A 14,221-nucleotide genomic window follows, 5' to 3' on the forward strand; every position below is an offset into this window, starting at 1 on the left:
AAAACCCCCGCCCCATCGATCTAGGGATTCTGGTTGCGCCGGGAGATCAACTAGCAGCGCTTCGCCCTAGATCGACGGGGTGGGGTGGGGCGTGGGGCGCGGGGAGGGGGAGCGGCGACGCCCCGCCATCCGACGGATGACGGGGCGTGCTTGGCAAGCGGGGGGATCAGGCGATGGCGGTGTCCAGGGCGATCTCGACCATCTGGCTGAAGGTCTGCTCACGCTCCTCGGCGGTGGTCTTCTCGCCGGTCTTGATGTGGTCGCTGACGGTCAGGATGGTCAGGGCGCGGGCCTTGAACCGGGCGGCGATCGTGTAGAGCGCCGCGGACTCCATCTCCACCGCGAGCACGCCGTAGTCGGCCAGGGTGTCGTAGAGGTCCGGCCGGTCGGTGTAGAAGGCGTCCGCCGCCAGGATCGGCCCGACCCGCATGCTGATGCCGCGCCGCTCGGCCACCTCGACCGAGGTACGCAGCAGCCCGAAGTCGGCGACCGGGGCGTAGTCGATCAGCCCGTCGAACCGCATCCGGTTCATGTTCGAGTCGGTGGAGGACCCGATCGCAGCGACCACGTCGCGCAGCTGGAGGTCCTCGGTCAGGGCACCACAGGAGCCGACCCGGATCAGGGTCTTCACGCCGTACTCGTTGACCAGCTCGTGGGCGTAGATGGAGGCGGACGGCATGCCCATGCCGGAGCCCTGGACGGAGACCGGCACGCCGTTCCAGCGGCCGGTGAAGCCCAGCATGCCCCGGACCGTCGAGTAGCACGTGGCGTCCTCGAGGTAGGTCTCCGCGATCCACTTGGCCCGCAGCGGGTCGCCCGGCATCAGGACCCGCTCGGCGATCTCTCCCGGCTTCGCGCCGATGTGCGTACTCATGGCAAAGATCCTGCCAGGCCGGGAGCGGGCATACCGGTTCGGCATCCAGACCCGTGGTCCTGTACCCTCGTCGGCGGTGGCGTGTCCGAGTGGCCTAAGGAGCACGCCTCGAAAGCGTGTGAGGGTTTACGCCCTCCGCGGGTTCAAATCCCGCCGCCACCGCTCGTGAACAGCGAGGACGCCCGGTCGATCCGCGAGGATCGACCGGGCGTTCCGCTTTGTGGTCTCAGTTCTGGGTCTGTTGCCTAGCCTGTAGTTGGCTGATCGTCTTGATGTCGCTCCAGCGCGCTGCACCACGCACCCGCTTCGAACGGAGTACGGCCATGAAGGAGTTTCTGGTAGAGCTGACTACCAGTGTCCCTGCGGGCACCGAACCGGCCGAGGTCGACCGACGTCGCGCCGCCGAAGCGGCGCGCGCTGCGGAGCTTGCGGCGGCGGGCCACTTGGTGCGGTTGTGGCGACCGGTCGGCGAGCTGCGCAGCGTCGGTCTGTGGCGCGCTGCCAACGAGGGCGAATTGCACGAGAAGGTACTCGGCACCCTGCCGCTTCGTCCGTGGATGACCGCGGTTGTCACCGCACTGGAGCCGCACCCCAACGATCCGGGCAGGGCTGACGGAACCGCGTGAGAGGAACGTCGATATAGTGAAACAGGCGCAAATCGCCGCAAAGGGTACTTAAACTGGGGGTCACTGAGCCAACCAGCTGCCCTGCGGAGGACAGCCACATCAGGAGAAAATGCCATGAGCGGCGTCAAGTTGTCCGTCATCTACTACTCGGCTACCGGCACCGTCCATGCGATGGCCGAGCGCCTGGCCGAAGCTGGGCAGCAGGCCGGCGCTGAAGTCCGCCTTCGGCAGTGTCCCGAGCTCGCTCCCAACGAGGCCATCGCCTCCAACGCAGCCTGGAGCCAACACTTCGACCGGACCAAGGACGAGCCGAAGGCCACCGCGGATGACATCGTCTGGGCCGATGCCGTGCTGCTCGGCACCCCTGTCCGCTACGGCAACGTCTCCAGCCAGCTCAAACAATTCCTGGACACCCTTGGGCCACAGTGGGTGCAGGGCCTGCTGGCCGACAAGGTCTACGCGGGCTTCACGGCCGCGCAGACGCCCCACGGCGGCCAGGAGGCGACGTTGCTGGCTCTCTACAACAGCATCTATCACTTCGGCGGCGTCATCGTGCCGCCCGGTTACACCGACCCGTTGAAGTTCGCCGACGGAAACCCCTACGGGGTCTCGCACGGCACGGGCGGCAACAACACCGATCCGCTGACCGAGGTGCAGTTCGCCGCCCTCGATCACCTGGCGCAGCGTGTGGTCCGCTACGCCGCCAAACGCTGAACCTGAAGTTCGGGACGGATCCGTTCGTCTCGTGGAGCGGCGCGAGCCTGCGTACCGACCGGATCTGGCCCATGCGGTACGGCACCCGGGTCGCCGGGCCGCAGGGCGGCGGCGGAATGTACTGACCGGCTTCACCGTCGACGGAAACGCCCGGTCGGTCCGTGTGGACCGGCCGGGCGCTTCCGCTTGTCAGACCGGGTGCGGCGGGACCCGCCCGGGAGAGGGCCGGCCCGCCGTCGCTCACGGCGCCGGGGTGGTGGCGTCCCGGTGGGTCACCCGGTACGTGGCGTCGACCGCGTCGGTCTCCAGCAGGACCGTCACCGGACCCTCCGGCAGGGCGCAGGTGACCGTCCGCTGGGCGGCGTAGTCGATAGGGCTGCACGTCCGCACCCCCTGGCCGTCGAAGAACGACAGGCGGGCGCGGCCGGCCCCGGAGGTACGGGCCCAGGTGAAGCTCTCCTGGGCGGCGTGCTGGTCGGCCGGGATGGAGAAGCAGACCACGAAGCGGTCCGTCCCGGTGGTCACCGTGGCGCCCGTCGCGTCCCGGGGCAGCACCGGGCAGGCCGGCGGCCCGTCGGTCCGGGCGAAGGCCAGGGCGTACGCCAGGGTCGGGACCCAGTCCCTGCCAGTGAGCAGTACGGAGAACGGCGCCGGACCGGTCAGTTGGCAGCTGTGCTGACGCAGTGCGGAGAAGTCGCACACCGGCCGACCGTCGGCGTTCAGCACGTCGATGTCCGGGGATGTCGCGACGGTCGTCTCGCCCGGCAGCAGCGCGGCGAGGCGCCCGCCGGACGGGGTGGGCAGTTGGAGGCAGTTGAGCTGTCCGGAGGTCTGGAACTCGCCCCGGTGTGGCGCCTCGCGCCAGCCCGTGTCGGAGACCGGCGTGCATCCCGACGGCTGCCAAGGCAGCAGCGCGACGGCGTACTCGAGGTCGTTGTCGATCACCCGGTCGCCAGTGAGCACCAGCGTGTACCGCCCGGCGGCCGGAAGTTCGCACTGGATGTCGGTGCAGACCGTGCGGCCGGCGGGGTCGTAGACGCGCGCGTACGCCCTGAGGTTCTCGCCGTGCACGGCCTTGACCCGGTAGACCCCGGCGGCCGGGACCTCCAGGATTCGGCAGCGGATGCCGCTCAGGGCTCCGGCGGGTGCCGCGTTGTAACTCCCAGGCCGGACCGTCGGGCAGCCGACCGGGTCGGAGAGCCGACGGAGTTGCATCTGGTAGGTGAGGTCGGTGCTGTCGGCGTTCCACTCCCACAGGTACGAGATCACCCGGTAGGTGCCGTCGGCCGGCAGCACACACCCGTCATCCGGGGACGGCTCGGTGCAGATCTGCGCGCCGGTCCGGTCGACCAGCCACGCGTTCGGGTGCGGGGTGGCGTAGGTGAGTACCCGGTCGCCGGCCTTGCCCTGGAACGGCTGGCAGTTGGTCTGCACGGGCGAGGTCTGGTGCAGGTGCAGGGCCGGCTGGTCCCAGGAGGTACCGGTGGTTGCGGCGCACCCGTCGAATCGGTCGAGGGGGGTCATGGCCACCCGGTAGTTCACCGCGGCGTCGGAGACATGCCGGTTCATCACCAGCAGCGTGTAGGTGCCGGCAGCCGGCAGGGCGCAGAGGCGCGAATTCGTGCCCTTCTCGCAGACCTGCCGGCCGGCGGTGTCGTGCACCGTCCACGCGGTGGTCTGTTCCTCCTGACGCGGGAAGCGCACCAGGACGGGCCCTGCGGCGTCGGTCGTGAAGGTGTTGCAGGCCAGGTCGTCCGCCCGGGCGACGCCGCTGCCGAGGGCGGCGCCGGGGTCACCGAACGGCGCCAGCGGCACGGCCGGGCAGCCCACCGGGTTCGACAGCCGCCGCATCTTGAGCGTGTAGGGGCTCTCCTTGCCGTAGTGCTCCCACATCAGCAGCCGGTAAGGCCCCGGGCGGCTGAGGGTGCACTCGCCGCTGCCGTAGGGGAGGCTGCAGACCGGCTCGTGCTGCGCGTCCAGGACCTGTGCCCGAACGTCGAGACCGCCATCCCGCTCGGCCATCACCCGCAGCATCGAGTGCAGCGGCTGGTCGAAGCTGTAGCAGTTCGCCGCCGCGCCGAGGGACAGGGTGTCGGTCGCTCCCGCGGAGTCGAAGGAAAAGAAGCTCCCCGGCAAGACGTCGCACGTGGACGGTGTGCGCGTCGAGTCCACCGCGAGGGTGTAGTTGCCGCGGTCGTCCGGGGAGTACAGCGTGACGGTGATCGTGTAGGTGCCTGCGGGGCCGAGCCGGCAGGTGCCCGAGTCGATCCCGAAGGTGCAGACGGACTGGCCGGCGGCGTTGGTCACCCGGGCGCTGGGGAAGTCGCCGCCGCCTCGGGTGAGCTGGGTGATCAGGGTGTCCTGGTCGGCGGTCGTGGTGACCGTCCAGACGTTCTTCTGCTGACCGCTGATCGACTGGCAGGTCTCCACCTTGCCGAGGGTCAGCTTGCCGCCGCAGACCGGGACGCGGGGGGCCCGCTGCTGCGTGACCTTCGCCTCGGCGTACCTGGTCAGGCTCGGCTCCGCGACCGCGCCGGTGGCCTGCCGCGCGGTCGCTGCGGACGTGGGCGTCGGCGCGGGCGACGCGGTCGGCTTCCGGCCGGCGGTCGACGTGGCGGTGGCCGTCCGGCCGGTGGGGGCCGTGACGGACGCGGCGGTCGACGTGCTCGCCGACGCGGTGGCGGCCGGGCGGGAGAGGTTGGTGCTGGCGCCGGCGGGAGTCGGCGTGGTCGTCGGTGGTGCGGAGGGTCCGATCAGGACGGAGGACGTCGCGGCGACCGCCGCGAGCGTCGACAGCAGGCCGAGGCCTTTCCGGGGTCGGTTCCCCGGATGCGTGGACAGGAGAACGCCCAACATCAACTCCCCGTGACATGCCGCGCGACGTGCGGGGCGAGGGGATGATTCCAGGTCGCTCGATCAACTGGCAATCCGTCTTCCGGTCCCAGAAGAGTCGGTGTCAGCAGGGGCCGTAGCCCTCGTCGAAGAGGCGACGGGCCCAGTCGGCGTACCCGGCGATGATCTCCCGCACGGAGGTGCCGTCGTGCAGGAAGAGGTACGCCCGGTCGCCGTCGCGGGCGAGCAGCCCGTCGAACCGGTACGTCCGCTGTGGAGCGTCGAGCCGGACCGCCGACGGGTAGCTGGCCAGCACCTCGTCGACCGGCGTGCCGACGGTGATCCCCTCGGGCGTGCTCATCGGGTCGTCCAGCCAGAGCAGCACCAGGCGGTCGTCGACGAAGATCGGGCTGGCGGCCCCGTGCCCGGCCAGCGTCGGCCCGCAGGCGTCGACCTCGGCCTGCAGCACGCCACGGCGGGTCAACTCCTGCTCGGTGTCGCCGAACTCGATCTGGGCCAGGCCGCTGAGGCGTACCACTGCGGTGTCGCCGACCGGCGGGGCCGGCACGTCCGGCCCTTGTGGACGGACGCCGCTGCCTGAGATCGAGGCAGCCGTCAGCAGCGTGGCAATGAATACGAATTGTCGCAATTTCATGGAATCCCCCAGTCCCCAACGGAACCGGGCCGCTCAGGTTGCTGCTCCTGGCCGGATTGCCGGTATTCCCACTCCTCGGCCAGCTCGTCCCAGTAGTCGGCGGAGAGCCCCCGCCGTCCGTGGGCCAGCCAGCCGTCGGTGTGCCGCTCCAGGTGCAACCCCAACTCGGCGAAGGGGTCGAGCCACTGGCCGGGCTCGGCACCCAGCCGGGTCAGCGCCGCGTTGATCGGCCACTCGGCGCGTGGCCCGTCCAGCAGCCGGTCGAGCCGCGGGCCCCAGCTCACCTCGCCACCCAGCCACACCACCGCCGACTGGTGCCCGGCGCCACCGGCGAACTCCGCCTCCAGGTACGCCACCGGCCCCTGCCGCGACCAGCGGGCCAGCAGCTCCGCCAACGCCGGGGAGAGGACCAGGTGGAACGGCTGCTCCGCGCTCGGCTCGTCGGTGGCGAAGTCGGGCAGCGCGCCGGTCAGTTCCTGCACGAGCTGAGGCGTCACCGGCAGCAGCGCGAAATCCTGCCGGAGTGCGGCGAGGACCGCGGGGTCCAGCTCGGCGGTCTGCTCGCGGAGCAACTCGACATCCGCGACGACCGCGCTGAGCTGGTAACTCATCCGAGCCCTCCGGCATCCACAGCCTGTGGATGGAACATGTGTACGACGGAGTTGCCGCCGCCGTCGATCACTCGGACGGTACCCGCCGGAGCGCCCGTCCCGTCAGGGCCGGACGCTCCCGCTGCGCTCGGGTCAGGCCCGCTCGGCGACCTGGGCGACGAAGGCGCGCCAGGCCGCCGCCGCGAAGACGAGGGCCGGTCCGGCCGGGTCCTTCGAGTCCCGTACGCCGACGATGCCGGGCAGGTTGTCGGCGACCTCGACGCAGTCGCCCCCGTTGCCGCTGCTGCGGCTGCTCTTGCGCCACCGCGCGCCGTTCAGGTCCATGTCTCCGCCGCTTCCGTGATGAGGTCGACAGACTGCCAGTGGGACAGCGCCTCGCCGCGAACGTTCTCCCACGCTGCCATCATCGCCGCGATGTCCTCCGGGTCGCTAACCACTTGTCCCTGGAGTTGGTTGTCGAGATAGCCGGCGACCCGGTGGTCGTGGCTGTTGGCGATCACGAAAGGGCCGTTGAGACCCGCGTAGGCGCCGACCGAGGACGGCACGACGTGCACCCGGATGTGCGGGTCGGCACACGCCGTGACCAGCGCCCGCAGTTGCTCGTGCATCGTCGTCCGGCCCCCGACCGGCCGGCGGAGGACCGCCTCGTCGACGACGGCAGTGAACTGCGGCGGGTCGTCCCGCTTGAGGATGCCCTGCCGAGCGAGCCGAGCCGCGAGGTGCCGCTCGACGTCGCCCCTGGGAAGCAGGCCGCCGCCGGTGAGCACGGCGCGGGCGTACGCCTCGGTCTGAAGAAGGCCCGGCAGCACGACCGACTGATAGGACCGCAGCGAAACCGCCTCACGCTCGATCTCCTGCCATGGCCGGAACCAGATCGGGTCCCGACGTCTCGATGTGTCCGGCCATATGTCCGCTACGTCCCGGCCGAGGGCTTCCGCCGCCGTGAAGCGGTGCCGCGGGTGTGGGATGCGGCCCTCGGTCAGCCAGCGCGCGACCGTCTTCGGGTCGACGCCGACGCGTTCGGCAAGGGATTCGGTGGTGTGCCCGGTGTCGCTCAGCGCCGCCCGTAGCGCGTCGTTCACGGCCCCTCCATCGGATGTCTCGAATATCCGCCGACCATATAGCTACGCGGTGTACCTGTCCGGTGACGCGCGGAAGGGTGGTCACGCAGGACGGCGCGGCCGGTGGAGGTGAGTGAGCCCGGCGGCCGGCGTCAGTCAGGGGCCGCCTCGACGCCGGAGGCGGGGCGGCCCCCTCCACCGCGAAGGAGGCCCGCCCATGCCGCCCAGCTCCCGCGTCACCGTCGGCGCCACGATCCGCGTCCCCGCCGATTCGTACCGCTTCGGGAAGGGCCCGCTGACCCTGTGGATCACCGAGGTGCTGAGCGTCGTCCCGTTCGAGGGGGCGCAGTGGGCCGAGCTGCGCGGCCACGAGGTGAACCCGGACGGCACGCTCCGTATCCGCCAGCGCTTCGCGTTCGTCCGGGTCGACCGGGCCGTCGCCGTCGAGGTGCCGTCGCGGTGAGCCGCCGCCGGGAGCACGTCCCCACCCGACCCACCTGGCGCTGCCAGGCCTGCGGCATAGCCTGGCCCTGCTCGGCGGCGAAGCTGCGGCTGCTCGCCGAGTACCGCCACGACCGGGCCGCGCTCACCGTCTACCTGGCGACCCTCCAGGTTGAGGCCGCCGAAGAATTGGCCGGTTCCGGCCCCGGCACGTCCCCGGCGGTCCTGATCGACCGGTTCGTCTCCTGGGCTCGCCCACGCGGGTGACGTGGCTCGCGTACGACGAAGGGCCGGCCCGTGCGGGGCCGGCCCTTCGTGTCGCTCTGTCGAGCGGAGGATACGAGATTCGAACTCGTGAGGGTGTTAACCCAACACGCTTTCCAATTCTCCTCGGCCCCATATGCGCTTGATCGGCTCCGTTCGCCACCTTGGCCAACTCGACCGGCCGTTCGTCTGCGCTCGCCTCCGTACGCCAACGAACGAGACGAGAAGTGAGACGAGGCACCCGGGCGTGTGCAGAGACGTTCAGGCGGCCGGACCGATCACCCTCGGGTCGATGAGAGCCGAGGCGATTGTGGCTGGATCTCCGCGATGCTGTCCTCCGCGGCGTCGAGCCGTGCTCGGTTGGCGACACGGCGGGCCTCGGCCATGATCGTACGATGACCATGCCCGCAGCCCTGACCGCATCGCTGCACGACCCCGCCTTCTGGGCGCGTTATCTGTTCGCGCACGAGGGATGGCCCGGCTCGGAGCGCCTCGGCGATCTCGCTGACGTCATCGACGAGCAGGACGACCTTGCCGACGAGGGCGACGAGGGCGACGATGGGTCGGCACCGGAACTGGCGGTCGTGTTCGACGTCGGTGGCGGCCACCGACTCGCGCTCGAGCTCAGCCCGGTCCTCGGGTATCACAGCCTCGGCATCCTCAGTCCGGATGAATCGGAGGCGGTCGAACTGGGCTGGGACGACTGCGCGCACTGGCACCCGTACGCGCTGCGCTGGTCCGAACTCGAGCTGGTCTGCCGGGCAGTGGCCGCACGCGATGCGGAACTGCCGAATCCGGGGCCCGCGCTGGCGCTGCTGTGCCGGTTCGCCGCGGTGTTCGAGGACGATGATGTGGACGGTGCGGTGGCCACGGTGGAGGCCGCCTTCGCCTCGCTGCGCCCGGACGGCTGGACCGGCTACTGGCCGAGCGGCGCCGACTGGCTGGCCCGGTCCGACTTCCGCGGCCAGGGCGTGACATGGCACCGCGACGCGGCCGGCTATCGGTGGGCGGCACAGGGCCTCAACGAGAAGACAGACTTCTACAGCACCCGCATCACCCCACCCGGCACCGACCAGGGCTTCCCGCACGCGCAGCTTCACGGGCTGCTGGCCGCAGCTCAGGCGACCACCGAGGCCCGCTGAGGTCGTGCTGCTTCCCGGGAGTCGTCGTCGCCGGTCTGCGGGTAGAGCATGTCGAGGCGGGCGAGGAGGATGCCCTGATCGATCTGCTGCGGCAGCACCGGGAGGAACAGGACGTCGAGCGCGAGACCGCCGCCCAGCTCTGGCGCGATGAGGGCTGGGTGTTCGCCTCTCCGAACGGCGAAGCGATCCACCAGGCGACCGACTATGACGAGTGGAAACGGCTGCTCAAGCTCGCCGGAGTGCGGGACGGCCGGTTGCACGATGCCCGGCACACCGCCGCCACCGTGCTCCTGGTCCTCGGCGTCTCCGGCCGTGCCGTGATGGGCATCATGGGCTGGTCCAACTCGGCGATGGCGGTCCGATACCAGCACATGACCGATCAGGTGGGCCGGGACATCGCGCAGCAGCTCGGCGGGCTGCTCTGGGGCGACCCGCCGCGTAGGTCGGGGGAAGCCGGCCACGAGCAGCCAGACGGGCCGGAACATGGCAAGTGAGACGACAACTGAGACGAAAGCGACCGTAGAGACGACTCAGGGCCGGTCCCCGGTGGGGCCGGCCCTGTCGTTCGTGCTGCTCAAGCGAGCGGAGGATACGAGATTCGAACTCGTGAGGGTGTTAACCCAACACGCTTTCCAAGCGTGCGCCCTAGGCCTCTAGGCGAATCCTCCGCGAGCCAGGATACAGGTCCCCGGCGGGCCGGCCACCCCACCACCCCCTGAAGATCCACCGGGGTTCGGGTAGGCTGGGTGGCACCTCCCGTGCGGCGGTACCTCGTGAACCTCCCCAGGGCCGGAAGGCAGCAAGGATAAGCGAGCTCTGCCGGGTGCACGGGAGGCCTTTTTTGTCTCCGGGCGCCGGTACCGTACCTGCGGATCAGGTCACGGGGTGGTGGGTGGTCACCCGCGCCTGACCGGCGCAGAATGGCTCGGTCGAGAGGAGGCGGTACGGGTGGCACTGGCCCTTTACCGCAAGTACCGGCCACGCACCTTCGCCGAGGTCATCGGGCAGGAGCACGTCACCGAACCGTTGTCGCAGGCGCTGCGCAGCGGGCGGCTCAACCACGCCTACCTCTTCTCCGGGCCCCGGGGCTGCGGCAAGACCTCCAGCGCCCGGATCCTGGCCCGCTCGCTCAACTGCGAGCAGGGCCCCACCCCGGAGCCCTGCGGCACCTGCGCGTCCTGCCGTTCGCTGGCCACCGACGGCGCGGGCTCGATCGACGTGATCGAGATCGACGCGGCCAGCCACGGTGGCGTCGACGACGCCCGGGAGCTGCGCGAGAAGGCGTTCTTCGCGCCGGCCAGCAGCCGCTTCAAGATCTACGTCATCGACGAGGCGCACATGGTCTCGTCGGCCGGCTTCAACGCCCTGCTCAAGCTGGTCGAGGAGCCGCCGGAGTACGTCAAGTTCATCTTCGCCACCACCGAGCCGGAGAAGGTCCTCGGCACGATCAAGTCGCGGACCCACCACTACCCGTTCCGGCTGATCCCGCCAAAGACGCTCCGGCCGTACCTCGAACAGCTCTGCGAGGCGGAGGGCGTCACCGTCGAGCCGGCCGTCTTCCCGCTGGTGGTGCGCGCCGGTGGCGGTAGCGCCCGGGACAGCCTTTCCGTGCTCGACCAGCTCATCGCCGGTGCCGGTCCGGAGGGCGTCACCTACGCCCGGGCCGCCGCGCTGCTCGGCGTCACCGACTCCGCGCTGATCGACGAGATGTGCGACGCGCTGGCCGCCGGGGACGGCGCCGCCGCGTACGCCACCGTCGACCGGGTGGCCGAGGCCGGGCACGATCCGCGCCGGTTCGCCTCCGACCTGCTGGAACGCCTGCGCGACCTGATCGTGCTCCAGCAGGTCCCCGACGCCGCGGCCAAGGGCCTGATCGACGGCCCGGCCGACCACGTCGAGCGGATGGCCGCCCAGGCCCAGCGGCTCGGCCCGGGCACCCTCTCCCGCTGCGCCGACATCGTGCACAACGGCCTGGTCGACATGCGTGGCACCACCGCGCCCCGGCTGCTGCTGGAGCTGATCTGCGCCCGGATGATGCTGCCCGGCGCGGACGACACCACCGGCGGCCTGCTCCAGCGCCTGGAGCGGATGGAGCGCCGGCTCACCCTGGGTGGCGTCGAGCTGCCGTCGGCCGCCGCCGGCGCCGCGCCGGTCGCCCCCGCTCCCCAGGTACGCCCCGAGCCCGCCCCCGCCGCCCCGAGCGCGCCCGCGCCCGTCGTGGAATCGCGGGAGGTTCCCGCCCCGGCGGCGGACCCGGTCACCCCGCCGGCCGCGCCCCGTCGGGTGCCGCCGGAGGCGGTGATGCCCGACCCGGCCACCCCCGAGCCGCCCCGCCCGGGCAGCAGCTCCCCGGGTGCCCTGGACGCCGTCGCGGTACGCCGTGCCTGGCCGGACATCGTCGGCAAGGTCAACCGGACCAACAAGCGGATCGCGGCGTTGATGCGCGACGCCGTGGTCCGCGACCTCGACGGCGACACGCTGGTGGTGACGGTGAAGTCGTCGGTGCTGGCCAAGATGATGTCCGACCACGCGCAGGTGCTCACCGACGCGCTCTACGAAGAGTTGGGCGGGCGCTGGCAGATCCGCTGCGAGGTGGCCGGCGAGCGGGGCGGGGCGTCGCTCGGCGGCCCACGTGCCGCCGCTCCCGCCCCGGCCCGCCCCACCCCGCCCGTCGTGACCCCGCCCGGCGCACCGGTGACCTCACCCCCGGTCGGCGACGGCCCCGCGACTTCAGCCACCACCGGCGGTGGCCCGGTGCCCTCGCACCCCGCCGGTGGTGGCGCGTCGACCTCGCCCGCTGCCAACGGCGGCCGTGGGCGGCCCGGTGACCCGGTGGCCGCGCACTCCGCCGGCGGTGACCTGGGACCGTCCGGTCGCTCGGACGCCCCGCCTCCGGCCGGTGCCCCGGGACGGACCGGTGGCTCTGCCGCCGCGACCTCGGCCGGTGCGGGAGCTGTCGACGCCGCGCCGGTGGACGACGAGGAGTGGCCCGAGCCGGCCCGGCTGGGTGGCTCCGGGGCAGCTCCCGCCGCGGTTGGTGGCGACGCCGGGGGCGACTGGCCCGAGGCGGCCCGTCCCGGTGGCGCGGCCACCTCGAACACCGGGTCGTCCGGCCCGGCCGCCGTGGTGTCCGGCGGGGCGACGGCCGGCGCGGCACCGGCCGCGTCGACACTGACCGTCGCGCCGAAGCAGTCCGCGCCCCCGTCCGGCAACGGCAACGGCGCACCGGTGAGCAGCGCGATCGCGGCGGCGCGGGCCGCCGCCGCTGCGGCTGGCACCGCGGCCGCGAAGGGTCCGCGTACCGCCCAGGCGAACCGGAAGACCGCCGACGCCGAGTGGGCCGGCGAGCCGCCGTACGACCCGGACTTCGACGGGCCGCTGCGCGGCGGTGGCCGTCCCCAGCCGGCGGCGACCCCGACCTACGAGGGGTTCGACCCGGGCGACGAGCCGCTGGACGAGGTGATCGACGAGCGGACCGCCCGGCAGTCCAGCGAGGAGCAGGCGGTGCAGCTGCTCCGGGAGGCGTTCGGCGCCGAGAAGATCGACGAGGTCGACGCGCGCTGAGCGCGCGCCGGCCACCGAGGACGTGTGCCGCCGCCCGGCTAGGCTGGGCGCGGCCGAGCAGACGAGTGCGAGAAGGAGCCATCCGTGCGCCCAGGTGGACAGCCGAACATGCAGCAGATGCTGAAGCAGGCGCAGAAGATGCAGCAGCAGATCGCCAAGGCGCAGGCCGAGCTGGCCGAGGCCGAGCTGACCGGCACCGCCGGCGGCGGCCTGGTCACCGCGACCGTCTCCGGCGCCGGTGAGATCAAGAGCATCAAGATCGATCCGAAGGCGGTCGACCCGGAGGACGTGGAGACCCTGGAGGACCTGGTCGTCGCGGCCCTGCACAACGCCGCCGAGGCGGCCAAGGAGCTGACCGAGAAGAAGATGGGTCCGGTCGCCGGTGGCATGGGCGGCCTCGGCCTGCCCGGTTTCTGAGCCGGCCGATGTACGAAGGCGCCATCCAGGACCTGATCGACGAGCTGGGCCGGCTGCCGGGCGTGGGCCCGAAGAGCGCCCAGCGGATCGCGTTCCACGTCCTGTCCGCGGACCCGGCCGACGTCAACCGGTTGGCCGGCGCGCTGCGCAAGGTCAAGGAGCTGGTCCGGTTCTGCACCACCTGCTACAACGTGGCCGAGTCCGACCAGTGCCGGATCTGCCGTGACCCGCGCCGCACCGACGAGGTGCTCTGCGTGGTCGAGGAGCCCAAGGACGTGGTGGCCATCGAGCGGACCGGTGAGTTCCGCGGCCGCTACCACGTGCTCGGCGGGGCGATCAATCCGCTCGAGGGTATCGGGCCGGACAACCTGCGCATCCGCGAGCTGATGACCCGGCTCAGCGGCGGCGCGGTCCGGGAGCTGATCCTCGCCACCGACCCGAACACCGAGGGCGAGGCGACCGCGACCTACCTGGCCCTGATGGTCAAGCCGATGGGCATCTCGGTGACCCGGCTCGCCAGCGGCCTGCCGGTCGGCGGCGACCTGGAGTACGCCGACGAGATCACCCTCGGCCGCGCCTTCGAAGGCCGCCGCGCCGTCTGACCGCCGCACGCGCGCCGAGTACCCGATGGGTCCACGCCGACAGGCGTGGACCCATCGCCGTTCCCGCCCCACCAGAGCGCCCGACTCCTTGGACCTCGGCCGCCCCGCCCCCACCATCCCCGCCCCCACCCCGCGTTGATCATGAAGTTAGCGGCGGTGTTGATCTCTTCCACTGCCGCCAACTTCATGATCAACGCGCCCGGCCGGTCTGGTCCGGGGAGATCTTGGACAGTTGTCGTTCGGGGGGAACGGTAAGTGTCCAAGATTCGGTGACGGGGTGGATGTGCCGCTGGCCGGCACCCCCGTGGGGTGCCGGCCAGCGTGTGGTTCAGTGCGGTCAGTTGTTCCAGTGCTTGGCGACGAGGTCGGCGGCCTGCTGCTCCCACTGGGCGTAGTGGAAGGGGTAGGCCGAGACCTG

Annotated in this window: 16 protein-coding genes, 2 tRNA genes and 1 other RNA gene; 11 read left to right on the forward strand and 8 right to left on the reverse strand. The window is 71.6% G+C overall.

What is annotated here, in order from left to right; genetic code table 11:
- Positions 1–166: 166 nt before the first annotated feature.
- Complete coding sequence (gene deoD, locus V6U88_RS28170; protein WP_088959848.1) at positions 167–874, reverse strand: purine-nucleoside phosphorylase; 708 nt, start codon at positions 872–874, stop codon at positions 167–169.
- Positions 875–949: 75 nt separating this feature from the next.
- Here deoD and V6U88_RS28175 point away from each other — a divergent pair.
- From V6U88_RS28175 to wrbA, 3 genes are all read left to right on the forward strand, one after another.
- Positions 950–1,036: transfer RNA gene (locus V6U88_RS28175), tRNA-Ser, on the forward strand.
- 161 nt (positions 1,037–1,197) lie between these two features.
- The gene (locus V6U88_RS28180; RefSeq protein WP_334457598.1) at positions 1,198–1,500 is read left to right on the forward strand and encodes a muconolactone Delta-isomerase family protein; all 303 of its coding nucleotides are present in this window, start codon (positions 1,198–1,200) and stop codon (positions 1,498–1,500) included.
- Positions 1,501–1,614: 114 nt separating this feature from the next.
- Positions 1,615–2,214, forward strand: coding sequence for an NAD(P)H:quinone oxidoreductase type IV (wrbA, locus tag V6U88_RS28185; RefSeq protein ID WP_334457600.1), 600 nt, complete (start codon positions 1,615–1,617; stop codon positions 2,212–2,214).
- Positions 2,215–2,454: 240 nt separating this feature from the next.
- Here wrbA and V6U88_RS28190 read toward each other — a convergent pair whose 3' ends face one another.
- The 5 genes from V6U88_RS28190 to V6U88_RS28210 all read right to left on the reverse strand — a co-directional run bounded on the left by V6U88_RS28190 (position 2,455) and on the right by V6U88_RS28210 (position 7,394).
- On the reverse strand, positions 2,455–5,070 hold the full coding sequence (locus tag V6U88_RS28190; protein WP_334457602.1) for a hypothetical protein: 2,616 nt from the start codon (positions 5,068–5,070) through the stop codon (positions 2,455–2,457).
- A 100-nt stretch (positions 5,071–5,170) separates the two neighbouring features.
- Positions 5,171–5,665: a hypothetical protein gene (locus V6U88_RS28195; RefSeq protein ID WP_442934715.1), complete on the reverse strand. Its 495-nt coding sequence runs from the start codon at positions 5,663–5,665 to the stop codon at positions 5,171–5,173.
- A 32-nt stretch (positions 5,666–5,697) separates the two neighbouring features.
- Positions 5,698–6,312 carry a hypothetical protein gene (locus V6U88_RS28200; RefSeq protein ID WP_334457606.1) on the reverse strand — a complete coding sequence of 205 codons (615 nt, stop codon included), beginning with the start codon at positions 6,310–6,312 and terminating at the stop codon, positions 5,698–5,700.
- A 132-nt stretch (positions 6,313–6,444) separates the two neighbouring features.
- A complete protein-coding gene (locus tag V6U88_RS28205; RefSeq protein ID WP_334457607.1) occupies positions 6,445–6,636 on the reverse strand; it encodes a DUF397 domain-containing protein in 192 nt (63 codons plus the stop codon).
- Entirely contained in the window at positions 6,627–7,394 is a 768-nt protein-coding gene (locus V6U88_RS28210; protein ID WP_334457608.1) for a helix-turn-helix domain-containing protein, read from the reverse strand. The genes V6U88_RS28205 and V6U88_RS28210 overlap by 10 nt, the downstream gene beginning before the upstream one ends.
- 196 nt (positions 7,395–7,590) lie before the next feature.
- Between V6U88_RS28210 and V6U88_RS28215 the strand changes: the two genes are divergently transcribed.
- From V6U88_RS28215 to V6U88_RS28225, 3 genes are all read left to right on the forward strand, one after another.
- Positions 7,591–7,836, forward strand: coding sequence for a hypothetical protein (locus V6U88_RS28215; RefSeq protein WP_334457609.1), 246 nt, complete (start codon positions 7,591–7,593; stop codon positions 7,834–7,836).
- The gene (locus V6U88_RS28220) at positions 7,833–8,081 is read left to right on the forward strand and encodes a flavin reductase (RefSeq protein WP_334457610.1); all 249 of its coding nucleotides are present in this window, start codon (positions 7,833–7,835) and stop codon (positions 8,079–8,081) included. Before V6U88_RS28215 ends, V6U88_RS28220 begins: the two co-directional genes overlap by 4 nt.
- A gap of 392 nt (positions 8,082–8,473) precedes the next feature.
- Positions 8,474–9,220, forward strand: coding sequence for a hypothetical protein (locus tag V6U88_RS28225; RefSeq protein WP_334457611.1), 747 nt, complete (start codon positions 8,474–8,476; stop codon positions 9,218–9,220).
- On the opposite strand, the gene V6U88_RS28230 is transcribed toward V6U88_RS28225, so the two are convergent.
- Positions 9,196–9,318, reverse strand: coding sequence for a hypothetical protein (locus V6U88_RS28230; protein WP_334457621.1), 123 nt, complete (start codon positions 9,316–9,318; stop codon positions 9,196–9,198). The genes V6U88_RS28225 and V6U88_RS28230 overlap by 25 nt on opposite strands.
- Positions 9,319–9,378: 60 nt before the next feature.
- Here V6U88_RS28230 and V6U88_RS28235 point away from each other — a divergent pair, with 60 nt between their 5' ends.
- Positions 9,379–9,714, forward strand: a complete 336-nt coding sequence (locus V6U88_RS28235) for a tyrosine-type recombinase/integrase (RefSeq protein WP_442934714.1) — start codon at positions 9,379–9,381, stop codon at positions 9,712–9,714.
- A gap of 89 nt (positions 9,715–9,803) precedes the next feature.
- Here V6U88_RS28235 and V6U88_RS28240 read toward each other — a convergent pair.
- Positions 9,804–9,888 (reverse strand) — tRNA-Ser (locus V6U88_RS28240).
- An 82-nt stretch (positions 9,889–9,970) separates the two neighbouring features.
- Here V6U88_RS28240 and ffs point away from each other — a divergent pair.
- From ffs to recR, 4 genes are all read left to right on the forward strand, one after another.
- An RNA gene (gene ffs / locus V6U88_RS28245) (signal recognition particle sRNA small type) lies at positions 9,971–10,060 on the forward strand.
- Positions 10,061–10,168: 108 nt separating this feature from the next.
- Entirely contained in the window at positions 10,169–12,784 is a 2,616-nt protein-coding gene (locus V6U88_RS28250; protein WP_334457612.1) for a DNA polymerase III subunit gamma and tau, read from the forward strand.
- Between the two features lie 108 nt (positions 12,785–12,892).
- Positions 12,893–13,201: a YbaB/EbfC family nucleoid-associated protein gene (locus tag V6U88_RS28255; RefSeq protein ID WP_218896632.1), complete on the forward strand. Its 309-nt coding sequence runs from the start codon at positions 12,893–12,895 to the stop codon at positions 13,199–13,201.
- An 8-nt stretch (positions 13,202–13,209) separates the two neighbouring features.
- Positions 13,210–13,803, forward strand: a complete 594-nt coding sequence (gene recR / locus V6U88_RS28260) for a recombination mediator RecR (protein ID WP_334457614.1) — start codon at positions 13,210–13,212, stop codon at positions 13,801–13,803.
- Positions 13,804–14,221 lie beyond the last annotated feature (418 nt).

The sequence above is a fragment of the Micromonospora sp. CPCC 205739 genome (assembly GCF_036906795.1).
GTDB lineage: Bacteria > Actinomycetota > Actinomycetes > Mycobacteriales > Micromonosporaceae > Micromonospora.